General features: G+C 64.4%; 18 protein-coding genes. 13 read left to right on the top strand and 5 right to left on the bottom strand.

What is annotated here, in order from left to right; genetic code table 11:
* Positions 1 to 41 precede the first annotated feature (41 nt).
* Positions 42 to 1,325, bottom strand: a complete 1,284-nt coding sequence (locus tag AC56LN_RS10900; protein WP_499571649.1) for a lipoprotein-releasing ABC transporter permease subunit — start codon at positions 1,323 to 1,325, stop codon at positions 42 to 44.
* A gap of 196 nt (positions 1,326 to 1,521) precedes the next feature.
* Here AC56LN_RS10900 and AC56LN_RS10895 point away from each other — a divergent pair, with 196 nt between their 5' ends.
* From AC56LN_RS10895 to AC56LN_RS10885, 3 genes are all read left to right on the top strand, one after another.
* Complete coding sequence (locus tag AC56LN_RS10895) at positions 1,522 to 2,538, top strand: hypothetical protein (protein ID WP_499571647.1); 1,017 nt, start codon at positions 1,522 to 1,524, stop codon at positions 2,536 to 2,538.
* A gap of 31 nt (positions 2,539 to 2,569) precedes the next feature.
* Positions 2,570 to 4,273, top strand: a complete 1,704-nt coding sequence (recJ, locus tag AC56LN_RS10890) for a single-stranded-DNA-specific exonuclease RecJ (RefSeq protein WP_499571645.1) — start codon at positions 2,570 to 2,572, stop codon at positions 4,271 to 4,273.
* 312 nt (positions 4,274 to 4,585) lie between these two features.
* Positions 4,586 to 5,695: a metallophosphoesterase gene (locus AC56LN_RS10885; RefSeq protein ID WP_499571643.1), complete on the top strand. Its 1,110-nt coding sequence runs from the start codon at positions 4,586 to 4,588 to the stop codon at positions 5,693 to 5,695.
* Between the two features lie 25 nt (positions 5,696 to 5,720).
* On the opposite strand, the gene AC56LN_RS10880 is transcribed toward AC56LN_RS10885, so the two are convergent.
* Entirely contained in the window at positions 5,721 to 6,821 is a 1,101-nt protein-coding gene (locus AC56LN_RS10880; RefSeq protein WP_499571641.1) for an MBL fold metallo-hydrolase, read from the bottom strand.
* Positions 6,822 to 7,089: 268 nt separating this feature from the next.
* On the opposite strand from AC56LN_RS10880, the gene AC56LN_RS10875 reads away from it, so the two are divergent.
* The 6 genes from AC56LN_RS10875 to AC56LN_RS10850 all read left to right on the top strand — a co-directional run bounded on the left by AC56LN_RS10875 (position 7,090) and on the right by AC56LN_RS10850 (position 11,378).
* The gene (locus AC56LN_RS10875) at positions 7,090 to 8,262 is read left to right on the top strand and encodes a sialidase family protein (protein ID WP_499571639.1); all 1,173 of its coding nucleotides are present in this window, start codon (positions 7,090 to 7,092) and stop codon (positions 8,260 to 8,262) included.
* Positions 8,262 to 8,984: a hypothetical protein gene (locus tag AC56LN_RS10870; protein WP_499571637.1), complete on the top strand. Its 723-nt coding sequence runs from the start codon at positions 8,262 to 8,264 to the stop codon at positions 8,982 to 8,984. Before AC56LN_RS10875 ends, AC56LN_RS10870 begins: the two co-directional genes overlap by 1 nt.
* The gene (locus AC56LN_RS10865) at positions 8,974 to 9,816 is read left to right on the top strand and encodes a hypothetical protein (protein ID WP_499571635.1); all 843 of its coding nucleotides are present in this window, start codon (positions 8,974 to 8,976) and stop codon (positions 9,814 to 9,816) included. The genes AC56LN_RS10870 and AC56LN_RS10865 overlap by 11 nt, the downstream gene beginning before the upstream one ends.
* Before the next feature lie 101 nt (positions 9,817 to 9,917).
* Positions 9,918 to 10,355: an MbcA/ParS/Xre antitoxin family protein gene (locus AC56LN_RS10860; RefSeq protein ID WP_499571633.1), complete on the top strand. Its 438-nt coding sequence runs from the start codon at positions 9,918 to 9,920 to the stop codon at positions 10,353 to 10,355.
* Positions 10,352 to 11,041, top strand: a complete 690-nt coding sequence (locus AC56LN_RS10855) for an RES family NAD+ phosphorylase (protein WP_499571632.1) — start codon at positions 10,352 to 10,354, stop codon at positions 11,039 to 11,041. Before AC56LN_RS10860 ends, AC56LN_RS10855 begins: the two co-directional genes overlap by 4 nt.
* 16 nt (positions 11,042 to 11,057) lie before the next feature.
* The gene (locus AC56LN_RS10850) at positions 11,058 to 11,378 is read left to right on the top strand and encodes a DUF2288 domain-containing protein (RefSeq protein WP_499571631.1); all 321 of its coding nucleotides are present in this window, start codon (positions 11,058 to 11,060) and stop codon (positions 11,376 to 11,378) included.
* A gap of 20 nt (positions 11,379 to 11,398) precedes the next feature.
* Here the strand turns inward: AC56LN_RS10850 and AC56LN_RS10845 are convergent, their stop codons facing one another.
* Together AC56LN_RS10845 and AC56LN_RS10840 are read right to left on the bottom strand one after the other, a co-directional pair.
* Complete coding sequence (locus tag AC56LN_RS10845; RefSeq protein ID WP_499571629.1) at positions 11,399 to 12,367, bottom strand: IS1595 family transposase; 969 nt, start codon at positions 12,365 to 12,367, stop codon at positions 11,399 to 11,401.
* A 134-nt stretch (positions 12,368 to 12,501) separates the two neighbouring features.
* Complete coding sequence (locus AC56LN_RS10840) at positions 12,502 to 14,526, bottom strand: bifunctional 2',3'-cyclic-nucleotide 2'-phosphodiesterase/3'-nucleotidase (RefSeq protein ID WP_499571628.1); 2,025 nt, start codon at positions 14,524 to 14,526, stop codon at positions 12,502 to 12,504.
* A 133-nt stretch (positions 14,527 to 14,659) separates the two neighbouring features.
* Between AC56LN_RS10840 and prfB the strand changes: the two genes are divergently transcribed.
* From prfB to lysS, 3 genes are all read left to right on the top strand, one after another.
* A protein-coding gene (gene prfB / locus AC56LN_RS10835; RefSeq protein WP_183551853.1) for a peptide chain release factor 2 occupies positions 14,660 to 15,764 on the top strand; the annotation gives its coding sequence in 2 pieces (ribosomal slippage) (positions 14,660 to 14,740 and positions 14,742 to 15,764; 1,104 coding nt in all).
* A 14-nt stretch (positions 15,765 to 15,778) separates the two neighbouring features.
* Complete coding sequence (locus tag AC56LN_RS10830) at positions 15,779 to 16,450, top strand: HAD family hydrolase (RefSeq protein WP_499571626.1); 672 nt, start codon at positions 15,779 to 15,781, stop codon at positions 16,448 to 16,450.
* A gap of 52 nt (positions 16,451 to 16,502) precedes the next feature.
* Entirely contained in the window at positions 16,503 to 18,038 is a 1,536-nt protein-coding gene (lysS, locus tag AC56LN_RS10825; protein WP_499571624.1) for a lysine--tRNA ligase, read from the top strand.
* Between the two features lie 59 nt (positions 18,039 to 18,097).
* Here the strand turns inward: lysS and ppnN are convergent, their stop codons facing one another.
* A complete protein-coding gene (ppnN, locus tag AC56LN_RS10820) occupies positions 18,098 to 19,519 on the bottom strand; it encodes a nucleotide 5'-monophosphate nucleosidase PpnN (RefSeq protein ID WP_499571622.1) in 1,422 nt (473 codons plus the stop codon).
* 317 nt (positions 19,520 to 19,836) lie between these two features.
* On the opposite strand from ppnN, the gene AC56LN_RS10815 reads away from it, so the two are divergent.
* Complete coding sequence (locus tag AC56LN_RS10815) at positions 19,837 to 21,285, top strand: peptide MFS transporter (protein ID WP_499571620.1); 1,449 nt, start codon at positions 19,837 to 19,839, stop codon at positions 21,283 to 21,285.
* The last annotated feature ends 584 nt before the right edge of the window (positions 21,286 to 21,869 follow it).

Genomic DNA, 21,869 nt, shown 5'->3' with positions numbered 1-21,869 from the left:
CGTACTTCAGATTGGAATCGGGGCGGACGACACAGGCGCGGTTACTCATAGCGCAATGCCTCCGCCGGTTTCACGCGCGAGGCCGCCCAGCTCGGGTAAATCGTGGCCAGGAACGACAGCAGCACGGCCACGCCGCCGATCCAGCCGACGTCGGCCCACAGCAGTTCGGACGGCATCTCGCTGATCAGATACACCTCTTGCGACAGGAAATGCACGCCCGAGATGCGCTCGATGGCCGGCACGATGACGTCGACATTGAGCGCCACCAGCACGCCGAGGCCAACGCCAAGCAGGCCGCCCAGCAGACCGACGAGGGTGCCCTGCACCATGAAGATTTTCATGATCGCGCGCGGCGACGCGCCCAGCGTGCGCAGGATGGCGATGTCCGACTGCTTGTCCTTGACGGTCATGACGAGCGTCGAGACGAGGTTGAACGCGGCCACCGCCACGATCATCGTCAAAATAATGAACATCATGTTCTTTTGCGATTGCACGGCCGCGAACCAGACGGTGTTGACCTTGGTCCAGTCGCGCATGATCAATTCGCCCGGCATCGAGCGCTGCAATTCATAGGCCACGCGCGGGGCCTGGTGCAGGTCCTGCAGGCGCAGGCGGATGCCGGCCGGCGCAGTGGCACCCGTGGCCACCTGGGCGTCGTCGATATTGATCAGGGCGAGCGTGGAATCGAACTCGAAATGGCCGGCCTCGAAAATGCCAGACACGGTCAGCGCGCGCGTGCGCGGCAGCGGGTTCTCGCCCGGCGTGCTGGCGCCGCCCAGGATGCCGCTGCTGGCCACGAGCAGCGTGACGCGGTCGCCCACGTCGACGCCCAGCGACTTGGCCAGCGCGCGGCCCAGCACCACGTTGAACGAGCCGGCGCGCAGCGATGCGAAGCTGCCGGCCTTCATCTGGCGCGTGATGTCCGATACCTGCGCTTCTTCGACGGGCGCCACGCCGCGCAGCAGCGCCGGCTTCATCACGCCATCGACCAGCAGCATCGATTGCGCATCGATGAACGGCGCGGCGGCCTTGACCTCGGGGTTACGCAGCGCCTGCAGGCTGGTGGCGCGCCAGTCGGGCAGCGCGCCGCGGCTGTCGAAAATCTCGACGTGGGCCAGCATCGACAGCATGCGGTTGGTGACTTCCTTCTGGAAGCCGTTCATCACGGACAGCACGACGATCAGCGCGGCCACGCCGAGGGCGATGCCGGCCACCGAGGCCATCGAAATGAAGGAGATAAAGCTGTTGCGGCCGCTGCGCTTGCCGGCGCGCGTGTAGCGCAGGCCGATCTGCCATTCGTAGGGGAGTTTGTGGGTGATGCTCATGCTGTCCGTGTCGACCGATCCGCTGTGCTTTTGTATTGGTGGCGCAGCGCCGGGCTGCATCAGCCCGGCAGTTTGCCAGACAAACCGGGATTGTGGCGCAATTATCAAAAACTCACTAGGGCATTCCAGTGGGCATGCGAGGGCAGAATCGGGATGGTGATCCGCTGGCGGCGGCAATTTGCCCTAGAATAGCGGGATGGCTCATATTACGCTCGTCCTGCCGTTCGCCCTGCCGCTTCCCGAATTTGCCCCCGACCTGATCCGCGCGATGAACACGCCGGCGCTGGCGCTGCTGCTCTCGCGTACCTCGAGCGCCACGCGCACGCGGTCGGCCGAGCATACCCATGCCCTGCCCCACGAAACCTGGCTGGCGCGCGCGCTCGGTCTGGGCGCCGCGGGCGGGGTTGACGTGGCCGTTGCCGCCATGCGCGGCTTCGGGCTGGAACCCGATGGCGGCAACTGGTACATCGTGTCCCCCGGCCATATCCAGATCGCCCGCACGCACCTGACGATGGCCGATACGCGCCAGGTGCCGCTCGCCGATGAGGACAGCCGCGCGCTGTTCGCCACCGCTGCCGAACTGTGCGAAAGCATTGGCCATGCGCTGCGCTACGGCGACGCGCAGACCTGGTTCCTGCGCGCCGACGACTGGACCGGCTTCGAGACCGCCACGCCCGACACGGTCGTGAACATGGACCTGACGGATTTCATGCCGAAGGGGCAGCCGGCGCTGGCGTACCGGCGCCTGCAGAACGAAGTCCAGATGGCGTGGCATGCGCATCCGGTGAATGCCGCGCGCGAAACGCGGCGCTTGCCGATCGTGAACGCGTTCTGGATGTGGGGTGCAGGTCGGACGGCACCCGCCTTGATGCAGCCGCTGGCTAGTGTCGCGGTGCCGGGCTGGCTGGGTGCGCTGGGCGATCAGCGGCTTGATACGCTCGACCGCTTGCCCGATCTGCTGTCGACCGACCGCACGCTGGTGGTCGGCCCGCTGGCCGAAGCAGCGCAGGCAGCCGACTGGGGCGTCTGGCTGCAGGTGATGCAGCAACTGGAAGACACGCTGTTCGCGCCGCTGCTGGCTGCCGTCAAGGCGGGCCGCGTGGGCAAGCTGACGCTAGTGCTGAGCAGCCGCGAAGGCCTGCTTGAGACGACGACGAGCGCGCTGGCGCAGCGCAAGTTCTGGCGCAGCCCAACGCTCGACGCACTCAAGTAAGCGCACTGATACAACCCGATCGAGATAAACATTGACCCTGAAGACCCGACTTTCCACCCGTCCCTGCCCGTTCCGCACCTCTGAACTGCTGCGCCAGGATGGCGTGCACCCCGTGCTGGCGCGCATCTACGCGTCGCGCGGCCTGCTCGATGCGCGTGAGCTTTCGAGCGAGCTGGCGGCCCTGTCGCCGCCGTCCGGCCTGAAGCACATCGACGCCGCCGCCGCGTTCCTGGCCGATGCCATTGGCGCCGGCAAGCGCATGACGATCGTGGCCGACTACGATTGCGATGGCGCCACCGCCTGCGCTGTTGCCCTGCGCGGCCTGCGCGCGATGGGCGCGCAGGTCGACTACATCGTCCCGAACCGCTTCGAATACGGCTACGGCCTGACGCCCGAAATCGTCGCGCTCACCGCGCGCGAAAAAGCGCCCGATATCATCGTCACGGTCGACAACGGCATCGCCAGCGTCGACGGCGTGCTGGCGGCAAATCAACTGGGCATCGACGTCGTCGTCACCGACCACCACTTGCCGGGTGACGTGCTGCCGGCAGCGCGCGTGATCGTCAACCCGAACCAGCCCGAGTGCGGCTTCCCCAGCAAGAACCTGGCCGGCGTGGGCGTGGTGTTCTACGTGCTGCTGGCCCTGCGCGCCGAATTGCGCCGGCGCGGTGTGTTCGATGCGCAGACGCAGCCCAAGCTCGACAGCCTGCTCGACCTGGTTGCCCTGGGCACGGTGGCCGACGTCGTCAAGCTCGACGCCAATAACCGCATCCTCGTTGCGCAGGGCCTGAAGCGCATGCGCGCGGGCCGCATGCACGCCGGCGTGGCGGCACTGTTCCGGGTGGCCGGGCGTGAAGCGCGCTGCGCCACGCCATTCGACCTGGGCTTTGCCGTCGGCCCGCGCCTGAACGCGGCCGGTCGCCTGCAGGACATGGCGCTCGGCATCGAATGCCTGACCACCGACGACGAAGGCCGCGCCTGGGCCATCGCGCAGCAACTCAACGAGATCAACCTCAAGCGACGCGAAATCGAAGCCGAGATGCAGGACACTGCGCTGCTGCACCTGGACACGTTCGAGCCGACCGGCGCCAGCACGATCACCGTGTTCGACGAAGGCTGGCACCAGGGCGTGATCGGCATCGTCGCCTCGCGCCTGAAAGAGAAATTCTACCGTCCGACATTCACCTTCGCGCCAGCGGGCGACGGCATGATCAAGGGCTCGGGCCGCTCGATCCCGGGCTTTCACTTGCGCGACGCGCTGGACCTGGTCTCCAAGCGCGTGCCGGGCCTGATCGACAAGTTCGGCGGCCACGCCATGGCCGCCGGCCTCTCGCTGCGCCACGACCATTTCGACACCTTCTGCCAGGCCTTCGAAGCCGTCGGCCAGGCCTGGCTGACCGAAGCGCAGCTCGAACGCATCATCGAAACCGATGGCCCGCTCGAGGACGAGTTCTACTCGACCCAGTTCATCGAACTGATGGACGGCCAGGTCTGGGGCCAGGGCTTCGCGCCGCCGGTCTTCTGCGACGAATTCCGCGTCGTCAGCCAGCGCATCCTGAAAGAGCGCCACCTGAAGCTGCAGCTGGAAAAGAACGGCCGCCGCTACGACGCCATCTGGTTCGGCCACACCGACAGCCTGAGCGACCGCGCCCGCGTCGCTTTCCGCCTCGACGCCAACGAGTACAACGGCGTCACCAAGGTCCAGCTGCTGGTCGAGCACGCCGAATCCGCCTGACAGTACAGGCCAAGCCCCTGAGCAATTGCAAAATAATTCGACTCTGACCCCAATTGTCGGTCGCTCGAATTGAGGCAATTGCCCAACAATTCGACTCTGACCCCAATTGTTACGTTTACTGCAGAGCCTGCCTAACAATGAGGGTCAGAGTCGAATTGTTTGATAACTTTCTTGTATTAGGGATAGTTACAGGCGACAGGATTTTGCCTTGTTCGCTATGATGGGCCGGTTTTTCTCCGGGCCATGCGGCCACGGTGCTGCTGTTTCCCTTCCTAATTTCTACACGCTGGCTGGCAGTCGGCGGGAGCATGCATGTTTTCAATCATTATCAATTTCCTCGGCTCACTGATGCATTTTTACGTGGCGCATCGCCTGTATGCACTGGGGCCAGTTCGCGCGCGCGTGCCGGCGCGGGTCTGGTGGGTGGGCACCCTGGCGCTGTGGGCGTTTTATCTGTGGGGCGTGCAGCTCGGGGATGCGGCGCTGGACTGGCGCTGGTGGCCGGGCCAGTTTTCGATGACGTGGCTGGGTGTGCTGTTCTGCATGACCCAGTACCTGCTGCTGGCCGACATCATCACCGGCTTCGGCTTCTGGCTGCGCACCTGGGCGCCGAGGATTCTGGCCATCGGCGCGATCGCCGGTGTGTCAGTCAGCGGATTCGCGATCTTCCAGGCGATGCGCGCACCCGCGATCGTCGAGCAGGAACTCACGCTGCCCGGCCTGCCGAAGGCGCTCGATGGCACCGTGCTGGTCGCGATCAGCGATACGCACCTCGGGGCCCAGCGCCGCGCCAACTGGCTCGGCGAACGGGTCGACCAGATCAATGCCCTCAATCCGGATGCCGTCGTGATGCTGGGCGACCAGGTTGAAGACGAGCCGATCAACGACGCGCTGCTTGCGCCTGTCCTCAAACGCCTGCGGCCTGCCATGGGCGTCTGGGCCATCACCGGAAACCATGAATACTATGGCGACGCTGGCGGAACGATCCACGAATTCGCGGCCGGCGGCGTCAAGTGGCTGCGTGACCAGCACGTCGAGATCGCACCGGGCCTGCACCTGGCCGGCCTGGACGACATCGGGCGCGCCCGGCGCGGTGGGCGCGACATCAATACCGGCCTCGAACGCATGCTGCCCAAGCGACTGGACGGGGCGACGATCCTGCTCGCGCACATTCCCGACCCGATACTGATCGAGCGCGCTGCAGGCAAGGACATCGACCTGATGCTGTCGGGGCACACGCACGGGGGCCAGGTCTGGCCATTCGCCTATCTGGCCAGGCGCGAGTTTCCCTATCTGGTGGGCTGGTACCGCGTCGGCGGCATGCAACTGGTGGTCAGCCGCGGTGCCGGCGGCTGGGGACCGCGCATGCGGCTGTGGGAACCGGGCGAGATCCTCAAGCTGACACTGCGCGCCCAGCCCTGACGCACGCGCATGCCCCCGCGGCCACCTACGGCGCGGTGGATGGCTTGTACGTCTGACCGTGCTGCATCACGAAGAATGCATCGTCGGCCACGCCCTGCGCGGCGCGCGCCAGCGCCAGGTCGCGTGGCGCCTGATCGAGGCGCTCCTGCCCCATCGGGTAGGTCCCCCAATGCATGCCGACGCTGCGCCTGACCCGCAGCTCGCGATGGATCTGCACCGCCTCGTCGGGACTCACGTGCGAATTGCGGTACCACACCGGCTGGCACGCGCCGATGCCGATCGCCGCTAAGTCGAAGCCACCGAAGCGCGCGGCGATGTCGCCGATGTCCTTCGAATAGCCCAGATCACCCGAAAAGAAGAAGGCAAAGCCCGGACGCGTAACGGCAAAGCCGCCCCACAACGTGGCATTGCGGTCCCACAGCGAGCGCGCCGACCAGTGATGCACGGGCAGCAGGTGCAGTTCCAGGCCCTGGTACACGGTCTTTTCCCACCAGTCGAGCTTGACGATGCGCGAGCGGTCGCCGCCCGTCACGTTCTCCGCGAGCCAACGATCGACTCCCAGCGGCGCCACCAGCAGCGGCGGTCCACCGGCCTGGCGGTACAGCGCGCGCAGCGATGCCTTCGACAGGTGATCGTAGTGCGAATGACTGAGCAGGATGACATCGATGCGCGGCAGGTCGGCCAATGCCACGCCGGGCGCCTGATGGCGCCGGGGTCCCGCGAACGGCAACGGCGAGGCCCGTTCGTCGAACACGGGGTCGGTCAGGATATTCACGCCGGTCCCGCTCTGGAACAGGAACGTCGCATGCCCGATCCAGGTCAGTGCCGGCTCGCTGCGGTTGGCGTGGATGAAGGCCAGGTCCGGCGCCACCGGCTCGATGGGCGCAAGCGGCGCGCGCACGTCGTCGGACTCGGTCCAGTTCTTGATCCGGGCCGCCCAAGCGGCGAAGAACCCGCGCGGGGGCCGCTGGTACGCGGGGTTGGCCGGATAGTTGTTTGCAAAGCCTTCCACCCGGTGGTGGGGTCGCGCGGCGTCGTAATCGGGATTGCGGTGTGCGCATCCGGTTGCAAGAAGCGCCGCCGCGACGATGGCAACAGACAGCAAGGTGGCGATGGTGGTGCGCATGCGGCGATGCCCGGTCGGTCAAAAATGCCAGTATAGGCCGGCTTGCCGACAGCGCGGGCACGCCAGACATGACGCGCTCCCGGGCCCGTACCGACAGGTCTTTTAAAAGGGGCCAATGTTCTTTTGCGCGGCTTTCCGGTACGATAGCGCCTTTCCCGGTCTCGATGCCAGGCCAGCGCCCGCCACACGGGCAGGTCTTGATCGGTGGGAATCTCAATGCCCGAACCCCGTGCGCCATGCACTTGCCGGGTTCCTCTACTGGAATCGAATGGAGAATCCCGCGATCACCCGGCCGCCCAGGCATCATGCAATCCTGTTCGGCTGCCTGCTGCTCGCCGTGCTCGTGATCGCGGCGGAGGCACTGCGCTGGCGGGCCGCGCATCGCGCCACCGCAGCGGCAGGCGCCGTGCCCAGCCTGACGACGACCAACCCTGGCCGCGTGACGCTCACCGAGCTGTCGCGTGCGCACATCCCCGCGCCGCGCGGCATGCCATCGGCCCATGCCAGCACGCTCGCCCCCCTGCCCGGCAACCGCATGCTCGCATTCTGGTGGGCTGGCAGCCGCGAAAGCGGGCCGGATGTGAAGGTCTTCGCGTCGACGTGGGCCAACGGCGCCTGGTCGGCACCGTCGATGGTTGTCAGTCGCGATACGCTCGGCGCCGAACTGGGATTTGGCGTGCGCCGCATCGGCAACCCGGTCGCCTGGACCGACCGCGCCGGCAGGATCCACCTGTACGTCGTGGCCACGGGCCTGGGCGGCTGGGCGGCCGCGCGCATCGCGCACCTGGTCTCGCAGGACCAGGGCAAGCACTTCCACGTACGCCGCATCCTGCCCACCTCGCCCCTGTTCAATACCAGCGCGCTGGTCCGCACCGCACCGCTGCCGCTCAGCGACGGCGGCTGGTGGCTGCCCGTGTATTTCGAGATTGGCAACAAGTATCCGATGCTGATGGCGTTCGACGCCGACGGCAACCCCACGATGCTCACGCGCATCGGCAACAGCACCTCGAGCCTGCAGCCGGCCCTGGTCGCCGTGTCGAAGCACGAGGTACGCGCCGTCATGCGCGACGACAGCGATCAGCAGCTGGTGCAGCACGCGGCGAGCCGGGATGGCGGCGCCACCTGGCAAGACCTGCCGGCACTCGACCTGCCGAACTACAGCACGTCGGTCGCTGCCATTCGCCTGACCAGCGGCCAGTTCCTGATGCTGCATAATCACGTCGAAGGCGGCGCGTCGGCGCGCAGCATCCTGCGCCTGTCGATCTCGGACGACATGCGCACCTGGCGCACGATTGCCGACATTGCCAAAGGCCCGGCCGGCGATGAATTCTCGTATCCATCGATGGCGCAGGTGGGCAACGAGCTGCATATTACGTACACCTGGCAACGCCAGGCGATCGCCCACCACCGCTACCGCATCCAACCGGAAGGCACGAGCTGATGATACTGCCGGATCTTGCAAGCCAGATCGTGTATGGCCGCGTCGGCTGGGCGATCGTGGCCGCCACCGTGGTCTGCGCCGTGTGGCGTGGTGCGGCGCCCATGCGGCGCGCGACGCTGGCCGCTATCCTGGCCAGCGCGCTGGCCCTGATGGTCCTGCCGGGCAACCTGTCGCCTGCCTGGTACCTGAGCCTGGCCTTTCAATATCCGAGCGGGCTGCTGGTGGGCTGCTGCGTGCTGCGCCTGACCGAACGCTGGAACGGGCTGCGCCGCAGCAGGGCCATGCCGCAGGCGCTGGCCGGGTTACTGGCCGGCGCCGGCTTGCTGCTGTATCTCGATGCGCTCGGCGTGCTCACGAGCGGCTACTATTACGCCGGCTTCGGCGGCGTCGTGGCGCCGCTTGCGGCGATCGTTCTCGCCGTCACGTGCGTGCTGGCGATCATATTGACGCATTCGCGCGGCCATGCCGCGGCGGTCCTCGGCGCCGTCGCCCTGTTCTCGGTGCTGCGTCTGCCGACCGGAAACCTGTGGGACGCGCTGCTCGACCCGCTGCTGTTCGGCTGGGCGCTGGTGGCACTGCTGGCCGGTGCCCGGCGCCGTGCGGCCCGGCAGACATCCGGGCGCGTCCCTGCACACGATGGCGAGCCCGTTCCGGGCGCCGCCCTGCAGCCGCTTGCGGCTGAACATTTTACGTCTCTGAAGGAGCAAGTTGGTGGTCAATAACACAATGGTCAACAAGTCGGCAATCAGTCATCCCTGGTACAAGCATCCGGTCATCATTTCGGCCAGCATCATCAATGCGTTCATCCTGCTGCTCGCGCTGGCATGGTCGGGCAATCCCCACGAACTCTCGCGCTTGCTGGTCGAGGACGGCATCGTCGAATGGATGCAGTTCCTGGCCTTCTCGCTCACGGCCGGCCTGCTGGGCTACGTGGCCGTCGACCGGTGGAAGAACGGCGGCATGCGGCTCGAAGTGCTGGTGCTGCTTGGCCTGACGGGCCTCGTGGCCCTGGCGGCACTGGAAGAAATCAGCTGGTTCCAGCGCATCCTGCAGATCCAGTCGCCCGAGTTCTTCCTGCAGAACAACCGCCAGGCCGAAACCAATCTGCACAATCTGGGCTTCGGCAAGGAGAGCCTGCACAAGGCCGTGCTGCTCAAGGTCATCCTGATCACGGGCCTGATCCACAACCTGTTCCTGCCCCTGCTGGCGCGCAAGCGTCCGGCGGTCCGCACCTTCGTCGAGCGCTTCGGCCTGTACCTGCCGCCGCTGGCCGCCTCGATCCCGTACCTGATCCTGGTGATCCTGTCGCACGTGCTGATCGAGCATCCGCGCAAGGGTGAGCTGGGTGAGACGTTCGGCGCCGTGCACTACATGGCGACCGTGTTCGGCGCCTACTTTGTCGGCGTTGCCTACGACAAGAAGCCGCTGTTCGCCGGCCTGGATGCCCGCCGCGTCTCGGTATTGTTCACGCTGCTGATGTTCTATCTGTTGATGACCGGCTGGATGCTCAGCGCCGGTGCCGGCGCCATCGTCACGGCGGTCGGCGGCGACTGATGCTGCTACGCGCGCGCCGGGCAACCGGCCGCGCGCCCGACATCCGGTGCTTGCGATGAATCCAGAATTGGAGTATAAATACTCCAACAACGGAGGACATCATGAGCCTGGCCTATGCCTACCCCAAGAGCCGTTTTGAGCCGGCAACGCTGGTTGACCTGACGTCAAAGGCCGAGCGCGAGCGTTTATCCCGCTCCGCGCTGACGGCCTTCTTCAAGCTCGCCACCGCCTGGACACTGCGTGACGACGATGCGCGCGAGCTGCTGGGCGGCCTGTCGTCGTCGTCGTTCTACGACTGGAAGAAAAATCCCGACCGCGTGCTCGAGGTCGATCGCATCACGCGCATTTCGTACCTGCTCGGCATCTACAAAAGCCTGCACATCCTGTATGGCGACAAGCTTGCCGACGAATGGGTGCGCCTGCCCAACACCAACCCGATCTTCGCCGGCCGCACGCCGCTCGCCTTCATGCAGGCCGGCGGCCTGCTGGCGATGCAGACCGTGCGCAAGCTGCTCGACGCCAGGCGCGGCGGCCTGTGAGCCCGCACGTCACGCCACGGCTGACGCTGCTGCGCCAGCTCGATACCTGCCGCCTGATCCCGTCGCGCTTCGCCGATGTTGAAGACTCGGTGCTCGCACCCCTGGCCGACAGCGACGACGCACTGCGCGACATGTTCGACCTGGATAACGCCACGAATGAGCGCCTGCGCGCCGAATCCGGCCAGGCACCTGGCATCGGCATGGACGAACTGGTCTTCGGCGTGCCGAATTTTCGCATCATCAACGCCGCGTTCACGTATGCGCGCCCGGAAGGCAGCCGCTTCAACGATGGCGAGCGTGGCGCCTGGTACTGCGGCTTCGACGCCGCCACGTCGCTGGCCGAAGTCATCTTCCACAAGACCGTCGAATACGCCGAAATCAACCGTTTCGATGACAGCGTCAGCTACCAGTGCCTGCTGGCCGACTTCAGCGCGACCTTCCATGATCTGCGCGGCATCGCGGCGTATGAAGACTGCCTCGATCCGGCCAGCTACGTGGCGTCGCAGGCGCTGGCCAACGCGTTGCTGGATGCCGGTTCGCTTGGCGTGATCTTCCCCAGCGTGCGCGATCCCGGCGGCACCTGCCTGGCGTGCTTCCGCCCGGCGCTGGTGGGCAACGTGCGCAAGGCGCACACCTATCGGTTAACATGGGCGGGTTCGCCGCAACCTGCGGTCGAGATTCTTTGACCAGACGACCATGCACATGAAGACCAAACCCGAGAACGACACCGAACTGCACGACAAGATCAACCGCGAGACCGGCCGCGTCGCATGGACCGAACTCCAGCGCCACTTCGCCAGCGGCAGCGTGGTGTGGGTGTCAGGCACGCTGGACCTGATCGATGTCGCGCTGCGCATCGCGCATGACGACCGTGACAGCATCACGCGCTGGATGACCGATGGCCAGGTGGCCAAGGTCAGCGACGACCAGGCGCAAGCCTGGCTGGCGACGGATGCGACGCTGTGGGCGTCGGTCGTGAGCCCGTTCGTGCTGGTGCAGGACGAGAAGAAGCCGGTGCACTGAATAAAAAGGCGCAGTCAGCGTTATCTGTTGATGACACTGATAGCGATGCGGAGCAATTGTTCTGGCAGCATGACCCGCTCACCGTCCAGCGCCCAGCGCCAGCCCAGATAATTCGGCAAGTAGCGCGATGCCACGCCACGAAAGCCCTGAAGCCAGGCCTTGAAGCGCTGGTGATAAGCGTTCACGTTCTGCACGTGGATGGCAAGACTGCCCAGACGCCTCAGCCGCACGCCAGCGCGCACATTGACCGTCTCGTGCGCGATCCTGTGCTTGCGCGCGAAGGCGCGGTAGGCAGCATGGCTGTCACTGACCAGCAACGCCTGCCGGTCCAGCCTGGGCAGCAAGTCTCGGGCAAGTTGCGCAGCGGTGAGTGCCCCGCGGCCGGTCACGGCATCAATGGTGCGCCCCTCGCGGTCGCGCGCGACAAGGATACAGTCCAGTTCGCTGGAAATGCCCCGTTTGGCAGCGCGCCCGCCACGACGGCGCGGTGGCCGATCGAGCGTGCGCGAACCTTTTTGTGACTCGAGCAGAAAAGTTTCGTCAGCCTCGACGATGCCATTCAATGCCGCGGGCCGGTCGAGCTTGACCCAGTGCAGAAAGCGGTGGCGCCACCGGAATGCGGTAGTGCGGTGCACGCCGACCCGATCTGCGCCCTTGCGTACGGACAGTGAGGCGAGCAGCACCTGCGAGTACGCGAGCCATCTGGCCTTGAGCCTGAGCCGCGCCAGGGGCGTGCCGGTGAGGTCGTTGAAGGTGCGGCCGCAGGCACAGCAGCGGAAGCGCTGCAGGTCGTTGGCGAACCCGTGTCGGTAGCAGCGTTCGTTACCGCATCTGGGGCAGCAGCGACCTGGCGATCTGGCCTCGCTGATGAGTGCGACGACCTGAGCGAGCCCGGCTGCAGGATGCAGGGCATCGAGCACTTGCCGGCGCTGCGGCTGGTTCAACGAAGGCAGTTTTGCGAACCAGCCCTTGAAACGTGGCGCTTTCATGATCGACTCCTGACGCTGGGGACAGGGGTTGGACCACTGGACTGCTCGTCAGTTCAAAGTTAGTCTCTATTTAACGCTAACTGAGCCAATAAAAATGCCGGCCCGCAGGCCGGCATCCATCGCAATCGGATCGCTTACTTCGACAGATCGACCGCGTACAACGCCGTCCCCTTGCCGCCGCCATCGTCGGCCTTCACCTGGCTGACATTGCCCAGCCCTGCCTCGCGCGCCAGTCCCTCCAGCCCCGGCGCCGAATGGAATACCACCTGCCCCTTGGTCTCGGCCTGCGCAAAACGCCAGCTGCGCGCCGCGCCATGCGACGCGCGCGTCAGTTCTTTCGCCGCGCGGATATGCGCGATCAGGATGTCGCGGTTGTTGTCGGGCGACGCGAGGACGACATTGCTGCCATCGAGCCCCGGGAAGCCACCACCGCCACTGGCGCGGTAGTTGTTGGTCGCGATCAGGAATGCCTGCGTCGGCGCCACGGGTTTGCCCAGGTACGTCAGGTTCACGATGCGCTCGCCCGGCTTTTTGGTCACGTCGATCTCGTAGCTGACATCCTTCGACGTGATCGTGTCGAAGTTAAAGCTCGGGAAGCGCGTGTTGACCAGCTCCTGTGGCGTGCTCACCGCCGGGTCGATCGTGTTGAAGCGCTGCGCTGCCGTCTCCAGCCACGCCTTCAGGCCCGCGCCATCGACCTTCACCGCATACAGCGAGTTCGGGAACAGGTACAGGTCGGCCGCGTTGTTCAGCGCCAGGTCGCCGGCCGGCACATCGGTGTAATCCGCCACGCTCGGGAAACCCGCCTTAAAGGGCGCCGACACCGACAGCACCGGCACGCCGGCGTACTGCGGCAGGTTGGTCTTGACGTAGCTGCTCACGTACTCAGCCTGCGCGCGGTTGACGACTTCGATGGCCGACGGGTCACCCACATCAGCAAAGTAACTCGTCATGCGAAATGCCGAGCGGCCCACCGGCGTCTTCACGTAGGCGATCGTCGCTTCGTGCTCGGCGCGCACCAGGGCGGCTACTTCAGCATCCGGTTCGACGAAGGTCTTGGGTCCCGTCTGCGTGGCGCGCGCCTGCACGACGGTCTTGTCCTTGTCGACCGCCCAGGTCTTGCCATCATAGGTCAGGTGCAGCTGGACCACGCCCAGATGCTTGCCCCACTGGCTCGGCATCACGGTCGGCACGCCGTGCACCAGCCCGCGCGCCTTGTCCACGCCCGGCAGGTTGAATTGCGGGACCGTGCTGTCGGCGTTCGGGAAGAGCTGGTGTGCGTGCCCCATCAGCATGACATCGATGCCCGGCACCTTGGCCAGGTGCCAGTTGGCGTTTTCCATGGCCGGCGAATACGGCGCGTCATCCAGGCCGCCGTGTGACAGCGCCACGATCAGCTGCGCGCCCTTCTTGCGCATCTCCGGGATGTATTTTTCAGCCGTTTCGCGCACGCCTGCGGTGACCACGCGGCCTTCCAGCCAGCGCTTGTCCCAGGCCATGATCTCGGGTGGCGTAAAGCCGATGATGCCGACCTTCACCAGCGTCTCGACCGTCTTGCCATCGGGCCCGCGCGCCGTGATTTTCTTGTCGATGATGCGGTACGGCGCGAACAGCGGCGCCTTGGTCTGCAGGCTGTTCACGTTGGCCAGCACGATCGGGAACGCCGGGCCGGCGCAGCGCGGGCCCTTGTCGACGCCCTTGACCTGGAACTGGCTGCCCGTGATCCGGTTCAGGAACGGCAGGCCGTAGTTGAATTCGTGGTTGCCGACCGTGCCGCCTTCATAGCCCAGCGCATTCATGATCTTGTAGATGCCCAGCACCTCGTTGCAGGCAGGCGGTTTGACCAGCGCCTGGTAGTCGGCAAATGCCGTGCCCTGGATCGTGTCGCCATTGTCGAGCAACAGCGTGTTGGCGAACTCCTTGCGCGCGGCCCTGATCAGCGTGGCGGTGCGGTCGACGCCGATCGACGGCTCAGCGGCCAGCTTGTAATAGTCGTAACCGACGACGTTGGCATGCAGGTCGGACGTTTCCAGCACGGCCAGGACGGCGGTGGCGCCGGCCGGCGCCTTGCTGGCAGCGTGGACGGGAACAACGAAGAGCAACGGGGCGAACGTGGTGACGAGCGCAGTGCTGATCTGGTAACGCAGGGAGCGGTTCATGGGTAATCCGGGTAACGAGACCGCGCGATGGTACCCCTTGCCCTGCCGCCGGGCAAGCCATAGCGCCACATCGGTGCGAGGCGTCGGGTATAATCCCCGGTTCGATTCAACCCACATTGAGACTGCCGATATCATGGAAGCCGAACGCATCAACGCCATTTCCGCCCTGCTGAACGACCTGACGGGTCGTGAGGCCGAACTTCGGAGGTATCTTTGACTTCGATAAGAAGTCAGAGAAACTAGAACAGGTCAACCAGGAGCTGGAAGACCCGGCGATCTGGAACGACCAGAAGCGCGCCCAGGAAATGGGCAAAGAGAAGAAGGCGCTCGAGGGCGTCGTGCTGACGCTCGAGAAGGCCAAGGCCGATCTCGCCGACGCCCTGGACCTGTTCCAGATGGCGCGCGAAGAAGGCGACGAAGACACGATGGAAGCCGTCGCGGGCGACGTCGATGCGATCCAGAAGATCATCGAAGCCATGGAGTTCCGCCGGATGTTCTCCAATCCGATGGACCACGCGAGCTGCTTCATCGACATCCAGGCCGGCGCCGGCGGCACCGAGGCGCAGGACTGGGCCTCGATGCTGCTGCGTCAATACCTGCGCTACTGCGAACGCAAGGGCTTCAAGGCCGAGATTCTCGAGCAGTCCGACGGTGAAGTCGCAGGCATCAAGACCGCCACCATCAAGGTCGACGGCGAATACGCGTACGGCCACCTGCGCACCGAGACCGGCGTGCACCGCCTCGTGCGCAAGTCGCCGTTCGACTCGGCCAATGGCCGCCACACGTCGTTCACGTCGCTGTTCGTGTATCCGGAGGTCGATGATTCGATCGAGATCGAAATCAATCCGGCCGACGTGCGCATCGATACCTACCGCGCGTCCGGCGCCGGCGGTCAGCACATCAACAAGACCGACTCCGCAGTGCGCCTGACGCACGGCCCGTCCGGCATCGTGGTCCAGTGCCAGAACGACCGCTCGCAGCACCGCAACAAGGCCGAAGCCTGGGACATGCTGCGCGCCAAGCTGTACGAACTCGAACTGCGCAACCGCATGAGCGAGCAGCAAAAGCTCGAAGACTCCAAGACCGACGTCGGCTGGGGCCACCAGATCCGTTCGTACGTGCTGGACCAGTCGCGCATCAAGGATTTGCGGACCGGCTTTGAAACCGGCAACACCAAGAACGTGCTGGATGGCGACCTGGATGATTTCATCTCGGCGTCCCTGAAGCAGAACGTATAAAGGCTTTCTTTCGGATGACGACCCCTGCCCGCGCGCTGATCTTCGACATGGATGGCACCATCGTCGACAATATGGACTTCCATACCCGTGCGTGGATCGCGTTCTTCGCGCAGCGGGGCCAAACCATCGAGCCTGATGCGTTCTTTCGCGACACGGCTGGCCGTCAGGGCAAGGAAATCCTGCGTCACTATCTGGGCGCAGGGCTGGACGACGAGGCGCTGGCAGCGCTGAACCACGAGAAGGAAGTGCTGTACCGCGCGCTGTATGGCCCGCACCGGCGCACGATCGACGGCTTCGACGCCTTCATCGACCGCGCGCGCGACCAGGGTTGGGCCCTGGCGGTGGCCACGTCGGCCTCGCCGGGCAGCGCGCGTTTCATCCTCGACGAAATGGACCTGCAGCGCAAATTCGATGCGGTCGTCGTCGGCACCGTGGATGTCCCGCGCGGCAAACCGCATCCGGACGTGTTCCTCAAGGCCGCCGAGCGCTGCAACGTATTGCCGGCACAGTGCATCGTGTTCGAAGACGCGCCGCTGGGCGTGGAAGCGGCCCGGCGCGCCGGCATGCGCGCCGTGGTGCTGACCACCACGCTGTCGGCCGAGGCGTTCGCCGAATTCGACAATGTCATCGCGATCGTCAACGACTTCACGCAGCTGGACGTTGAAGCCCTGCTCTCGCTGTCTTAATTACCGCGCGCCGTATCGGCGGCATGCTCAACCAATATCAACAACACCCACTATGACCACCGAGAACCAAGAACAGGCCCCGTTGCAAGGCGCCGACGAAAACAAGATCATGGCCGAACGCCGCGTCAAGCTGGCCGCCATCCGCGAAAAAGGCGTCGCGTTCCCGAACGACTTCGTCCCGCAGCACAAGGCGGCCGACCTGGTGGACACCTACGGCAGCAAGACGCGCGAAGAACTCGAAGCCGAGCCGATTCCGGTGGTGCTGGCAGGCCGCATGATGCTGCGCCGCGAAGCGGGCAAGAAGGCCGCATTCGCAACGCTGCAGGACAGCTCGGGCCCGTCGGCCAGCGGCCGTATCCAGATCTACATCACGCTCGACAGCGCCGGTGAAGCTGCGATGGATGCATTGCGCAGCTACGATCTTGGCGACATCCTCGGCGTCGAAGGCACGCTGTTCAAGACCAAGGTCGATGAACTCACGGTGAAAGTCAGCCAGCTGCGCCTGATCACCAAGGCGATCCGCCCGCTGCCGGACAAGTTCCACGGCCTGGCCGACCAGGAAACCAAGTACCGCCAGCGTTACGTCGACCTGATCATGAACGAGGACACGCGCCGCACGTTCAAGGCGCGCACCGCCGCGATGTCGTCGATGCGCCGCTTCATGGAAGACAACGGCTTCATGGAAGTCGAAACGCCGATGCTGCACCCGATCCCGGGCGGCGCCGCGGCCAAGCCGTTCGTCACGCACCACAATGCGCTGGACATGGAAATGTACCTGCGCATCGCACCGGAACTGTACCTCAAGCGCCTGGTGGTCGGCGGCTTCGACCGCGTGTTCGAAGTGAACCGCAACTTCCGTAACGAAGGCGTCTCGGTCCGTCACAACCCTGAATTCACGATGATGGAATTCTATGCGGCGTACACCGACTACAAGTGGATCATGAACTTCACCGAACAGGTGATCCGCCAGGCCGCAGTCGACGCGCATGGCAGCGCCGTGCTGTCGTACGGTGGCCGTGAGCTGGACCTGTCCAAGCCGTTCCAGCGCCTGACGATCATCGAGGCGATCGACAAGTACGCGCCGGGCTACACGCCCGAACAGCTGAACGATGCCGAGTTTATCAAGACCGAACTGAAGAAGTTCGGCGTCAAGCCATTTGCCACCGCCGGTCTGGGCGCGCTGCAACTGGCGCTGTTCGAGGAAACCGCCGAAGCGCAGCTGTGGGAGCCGACCTTCATCGTTGACTATCCAGCCGAAGTCTCGCCACTGGCGCGCGCATCGGACACCCGTGCCGGCGTGACCGAGCGCTTTGAACTGTTCATGGTGGGTCGCGAGATCGCCAATGGCTTCTCGGAGTTGAACGATCCGGAAGACCAGGCAGCGCGCTTCCTGGCGCAGGTCGAAGCCAAAGATGCAGGCGATGAAGAGGCGATGTTCTATGACGCCGACTACATCCGCGCGCTCGAATACGGCATGCCGCCGGCAGGTGGTTGCGGCATCGGCATCGATCGCCTGATGATGCTGATTACCGACTCGCCGAACATCCGCGACGTGCTGCTGTTCCCGCACCTGCGCAAGGAAGACTGAGTGTCGGGGCGCTGACGCCCGCATGAAAAAGGCCACCTTCGGGTGGCCTTTTTTTATGCTTACTGCACGATCGTGTAGCAAGGCGTATAAGCCTTGCCCGGCAACTTCATGCGGCTCTGTTCGACGAACGACGCCAGGAGCGCATCCATCGGCCCCATGATCGCAGCTTCGCCACGGATCTCGTACTTGCCGAACTGCTCGATCGCGCGGATCCCCTCTTCCTTCACGTTCCCGGCCACGACGCCCGAAAACGCCCGGCGCAGATTGGCCGCCAGCAGGTGTGTCGGGATACCCCGGTGCAGGTCGAGGTTGCGCATGTTCTCGTGCGTCGGGCGGAACGGCTTCTGGAATTCGTGGTCGATCTTCAGGCGCCAGTTGTAATAGTAGGCGTCGCTGTGCGCTTTGCGGAAGGCCCGCACTTCACTGATGCCCTTGACCATTGCAACGGCCACCGCGTCGGGATCGTCGATGATGATCTGGTAGCGCTTCTGCGCCGCCTCGCCCAGCGTCAGCGCCAGGAAGGCATCGATCTGCGTGAAGTAGTCGCGCGACGACGCCGGACCGGTGAAGATCAGCGGGAACGGGATCTCGGCGTTATCGGGGTGCAGCAGGATGCCGAGGATGTACAGGATTTCCTCGGCCGTGCCCGCGCCGCCCGGGAACACGACGATGCCGTGGCCGGTGCGCACGAAGGCTTCGAGGCGCTTCTCGATGTCCGGCATGATGACCAGGTCGTTGACGATCGGGTTCGGGGATTCGGCCGCGATGATGCCCGGCTCCGAGATGCCCAGATAACGCCCACCCGACAGGCGCTGCTTCGAGTGGCCAATGGTGGCGCCTTTCATCGGCCCCTTCATCGCGCCCGGGCCGCAGCCGGTGCAGATATCGAGTTCGCGCAGGCCCAGCGCGTAGCCGACCTTCTTCGTGTAGTTGTACTCGATGCGCGAGATCGAGTGGCCGCCCCAGCACACGACCAGGTTCGGATTGCGCTGCGCCTGCAGCACATTGGCGTTGCGCAGGATGTGGAAGACCGCGTCGGTGATGCCATCGGTGCGGGTCAGGTCGAATTTGGGATTGTCGGTGACGTCGAAATTGACGAACACGATGTCGCGCAGTACGGCGAACAGGTGCTCGTGGATCCCGCGGATCATCTTGCCATCGACGAAGGCGCTGGCCGGCGCGCCGCGGATATCGAGCTTGATGCCGCGCTCGCGCTGCAGGATGCTGATGTCGAAGCTGGCGTACCGCTCGAGCAGTTCCTTGCCGTCGTCGATGTCGCTGCCGCTATTGAGTACTGCAAGCGCACATTTGCGGAACACGTCGTACAGACCGGTGCGGCCGGTGTCGAGCAACTTGCTGACTTCGGATTTGGACAGCACTTCGAGCTGGCCTTCCGGCGAGATCAGCGTGTCGACGACTTGCCGGCTTTCGGGGGACAGCTCGGTATCAACTACAGGTAATTCAGTTGCTGCTTGCGTCATGATGGGATGTCCTCGTTCTATTCGGTGATGCGGACGGTCAATCGTCTGACCGTCCTGTACAGCAATATACGCCAATCCGATGGCGCATGCGCGCCCCAAAACAGGGTGCAGTGCACCATGTTCGGGACCCGTCGGCGCACCGGGAAAAAAGCTTCGTATGATGCTGGATATGCACTAGAATGCGTGCCTATTGGAACGTTCGCCCGTCGAATAGCGCCATATAACAATTACCTTGTCATTACATTTTCGGGAGGAACCGCATGAGCGGTGCAGCTACTACCCCAGCTCGGGGACCTCTTCCAGAGTTCAAGCAGATCATGGGCCATCCAGCACCGCTGTGGATGCTGTTCATGACGGAATTCTGGGAGCGCTTCGCTTTCTATGGCATTCGTTGGGCACTCGTCCTCTACATCGTCGGCCAGTTCTATGCCGGCGACGCGGCTGGCCAGGCCAGTGCCAATCTGACCTACGGTTCCTACCTGGCGCTGGTGTACGCCGGCGCTGTCTTCGGCGGCTACGTGGCCGACCGCGTCATCGGTTATCAGCGCTCGATCCTGGTTGGCGCCATCTTCATGGCGGCCGGCCTGTTCATGATTTCGATCCCGAACCAGGACGTGTTCAAGCTGGGCCTCGCAACCATCATCGTCGGTAACGGCATGTTCAAGCCGAACATCTCGGCCATGGTCGGCCAGCTGTACGCGCTGAACGACACGCGTCGCGATTCCGGCTTCACCATCTTCTACATGGGCATCAACGTCGGCGCATTCTTCGCACCGATCCTGACCCAGCTGCTGGCTGAAAAAGTGTTCGGCACCGCCGCCATGCCAGCGTACAAGATCGTGTTCCTGGCCTCGGGCGTCGGCATGCTGATCTCGCTGGTCTGGTTCTTCATCGGCCGCAAGACGCTCCAGGGCATCGGTGCACCGGTCGGCGAACTGGCCAGCCCGAAGCGCCTGGCCGTCGTCATCGTCGGTTCGCTGATCGTGATTCCGATCGTCTACATGCTGCTGCAAGCGGGCGCCGCCAACCTGCAGATCCTGCTGACGGTCCTGTTCATCGGCCTGGCAGCGATGCTGATCATCGAAGGTATCCGCGAAGGCAAAGTCGCGCGCGACAAGACCTGGGCGATGATGATCATCTTCTTCTTCAACGTCCTGTTCTGGTGCTTCTTCGAGCAGGCAGGCAGCTCGTTCACGTTCCTGGCCGATAACATCGTCGACCGCGACCTGAATGGCTGGACCTTCCCTGTCGCCTGGTTCCAGTCGGTGAACTCGGTGGCCATCATCGTCTTCGCACCGATTATCGCCGCCGTCTGGGTATGGCTGGGCAAGCGCAACGCCAACCCATCGATCCCGCGTAAATTCGGCCTGGGCCTGATCTTCAACGGCATCGCCTTTGGCCTGCTGGTCTACGCACTGTCGCAGCTGATCGACGGTAATGGCAAGATCCCGTTCTGGACGCTGTTCGCGGTCTATGTGATCCAGTCGGTCGGTGAGCTGTGCCTGTCGCCAATCGGCCTGTCGATGGTCACCAAGCTGGCCCCTACCCGACTCGTCGGCCTGGGCATGGGCGGCTGGTTCCTGTCGACCGGTATCGGCAACAACCTGTCGGGCATCTTCGCCTCGCACGTCTCGGGTGAAACCGGCATGACGGTGGCGTCGGCACTCGACGGCTACAACTTCGGCCTGATGTCGCTGCTGGGCGGCGGCATCCTGCTGGTGCTGCTCGCACCGGTCATCCAGAAGCTGATGCACGGCGTGAAGTAACAGCGCTACGCACGAACGAAAACGGCGGCCTGCGGGCCGCCGTTTTTGTTTCCGCCACGCTGCATCGTTTAGAGAACCTGGCAAAAGCCGGGGTCAGGTCTGACATTCGGACACGACCTCAACCAACAGCCGGGGTCAGGTCTGACATTCGGACACGATCTCGGCAGTTGGGTAGATAAAACCTGCTGGCACACTGCCCTGCTAATACTTCGCAAGATGGCATTGGAAGTGACTAAAGCTGAGGTCGTGTCTAAATGTCAGACCTGACCCCAGCTTTATCAGCTGTATCGGACGTGGCAAAAGCCGGGGTCAGGTCTGACATTCGGACACGATCTCGGCAGTTGGGGAGATAAAACCTGCTGGCACACTGCCCTGCGAATACTCCGCAAGACGGCAATGGAAGTGACTAAAGCTGAGGTCGTGTCTAAATGTCAGACCTGACCCCAGCTGTTGGAAGTGCTAGGGCTGAGGTCGTGTCCGAATGTCAGACCTCGTATATTGAACATGCCAGCTCACCAGTAGATAATCGTGGTGATGTGGCCGGTCGGGGTGACGCTGTTCAGACTGAGTGCCATTGAGCACGT

Source organism: Telluria sp. ZT3P26 (assembly GCF_059686035.1).
This window is presented reverse-complemented; position numbering and strand designations above follow the sequence as displayed.

Coding starts and splice junctions, on each gene's coding strand:
- AC56LN_RS10815 (WP_499571620.1), top strand. CDS start 19,837: ATGGGCCATCCAGCACCGCTGTGGATGCTGTTCATGACGGAATTCTGG.
- AC56LN_RS10880 (WP_499571641.1), bottom strand. CDS start 6,821: ATGCGCACCACCATCGCCACCTTGCTGTCTGTTGCCATCGTCGCGGCG.
- AC56LN_RS10845 (WP_499571629.1), bottom strand. CDS start 12,367: ATGAAAGCGCCACGTTTCAAGGGCTGGTTCGCAAAACTGCCTTCGTTG.
- ppnN (WP_499571622.1), bottom strand. CDS start 19,519: ATGACGCAAGCAGCAACTGAATTACCTGTAGTTGATACCGAGCTGTCC.
- AC56LN_RS10860 (WP_499571633.1), top strand. CDS start 9,918: ATGAGCCTGGCCTATGCCTACCCCAAGAGCCGTTTTGAGCCGGCAACG.
- AC56LN_RS10840 (WP_499571628.1), bottom strand. CDS start 14,526: ATGAACCGCTCCCTGCGTTACCAGATCAGCACTGCGCTCGTCACCACG.
- AC56LN_RS10830 (WP_499571626.1), top strand. CDS start 15,779: ATGACGACCCCTGCCCGCGCGCTGATCTTCGACATGGATGGCACCATC.
- AC56LN_RS10895 (WP_499571647.1), top strand. CDS start 1,522: ATGGCTCATATTACGCTCGTCCTGCCGTTCGCCCTGCCGCTTCCCGAA.
- AC56LN_RS10885 (WP_499571643.1), top strand. CDS start 4,586: ATGTTTTCAATCATTATCAATTTCCTCGGCTCACTGATGCATTTTTAC.
- AC56LN_RS10875 (WP_499571639.1), top strand. CDS start 7,090: ATGGAGAATCCCGCGATCACCCGGCCGCCCAGGCATCATGCAATCCTG.
- AC56LN_RS10850 (WP_499571631.1), top strand. CDS start 11,058: ATGAAGACCAAACCCGAGAACGACACCGAACTGCACGACAAGATCAAC.
- lysS (WP_499571624.1), top strand. CDS start 16,503: ATGACCACCGAGAACCAAGAACAGGCCCCGTTGCAAGGCGCCGACGAA.
- AC56LN_RS10870 (WP_499571637.1), top strand. CDS start 8,262: ATGATACTGCCGGATCTTGCAAGCCAGATCGTGTATGGCCGCGTCGGC.
- AC56LN_RS10900 (WP_499571649.1), bottom strand. CDS start 1,325: ATGAGCATCACCCACAAACTCCCCTACGAATGGCAGATCGGCCTGCGC.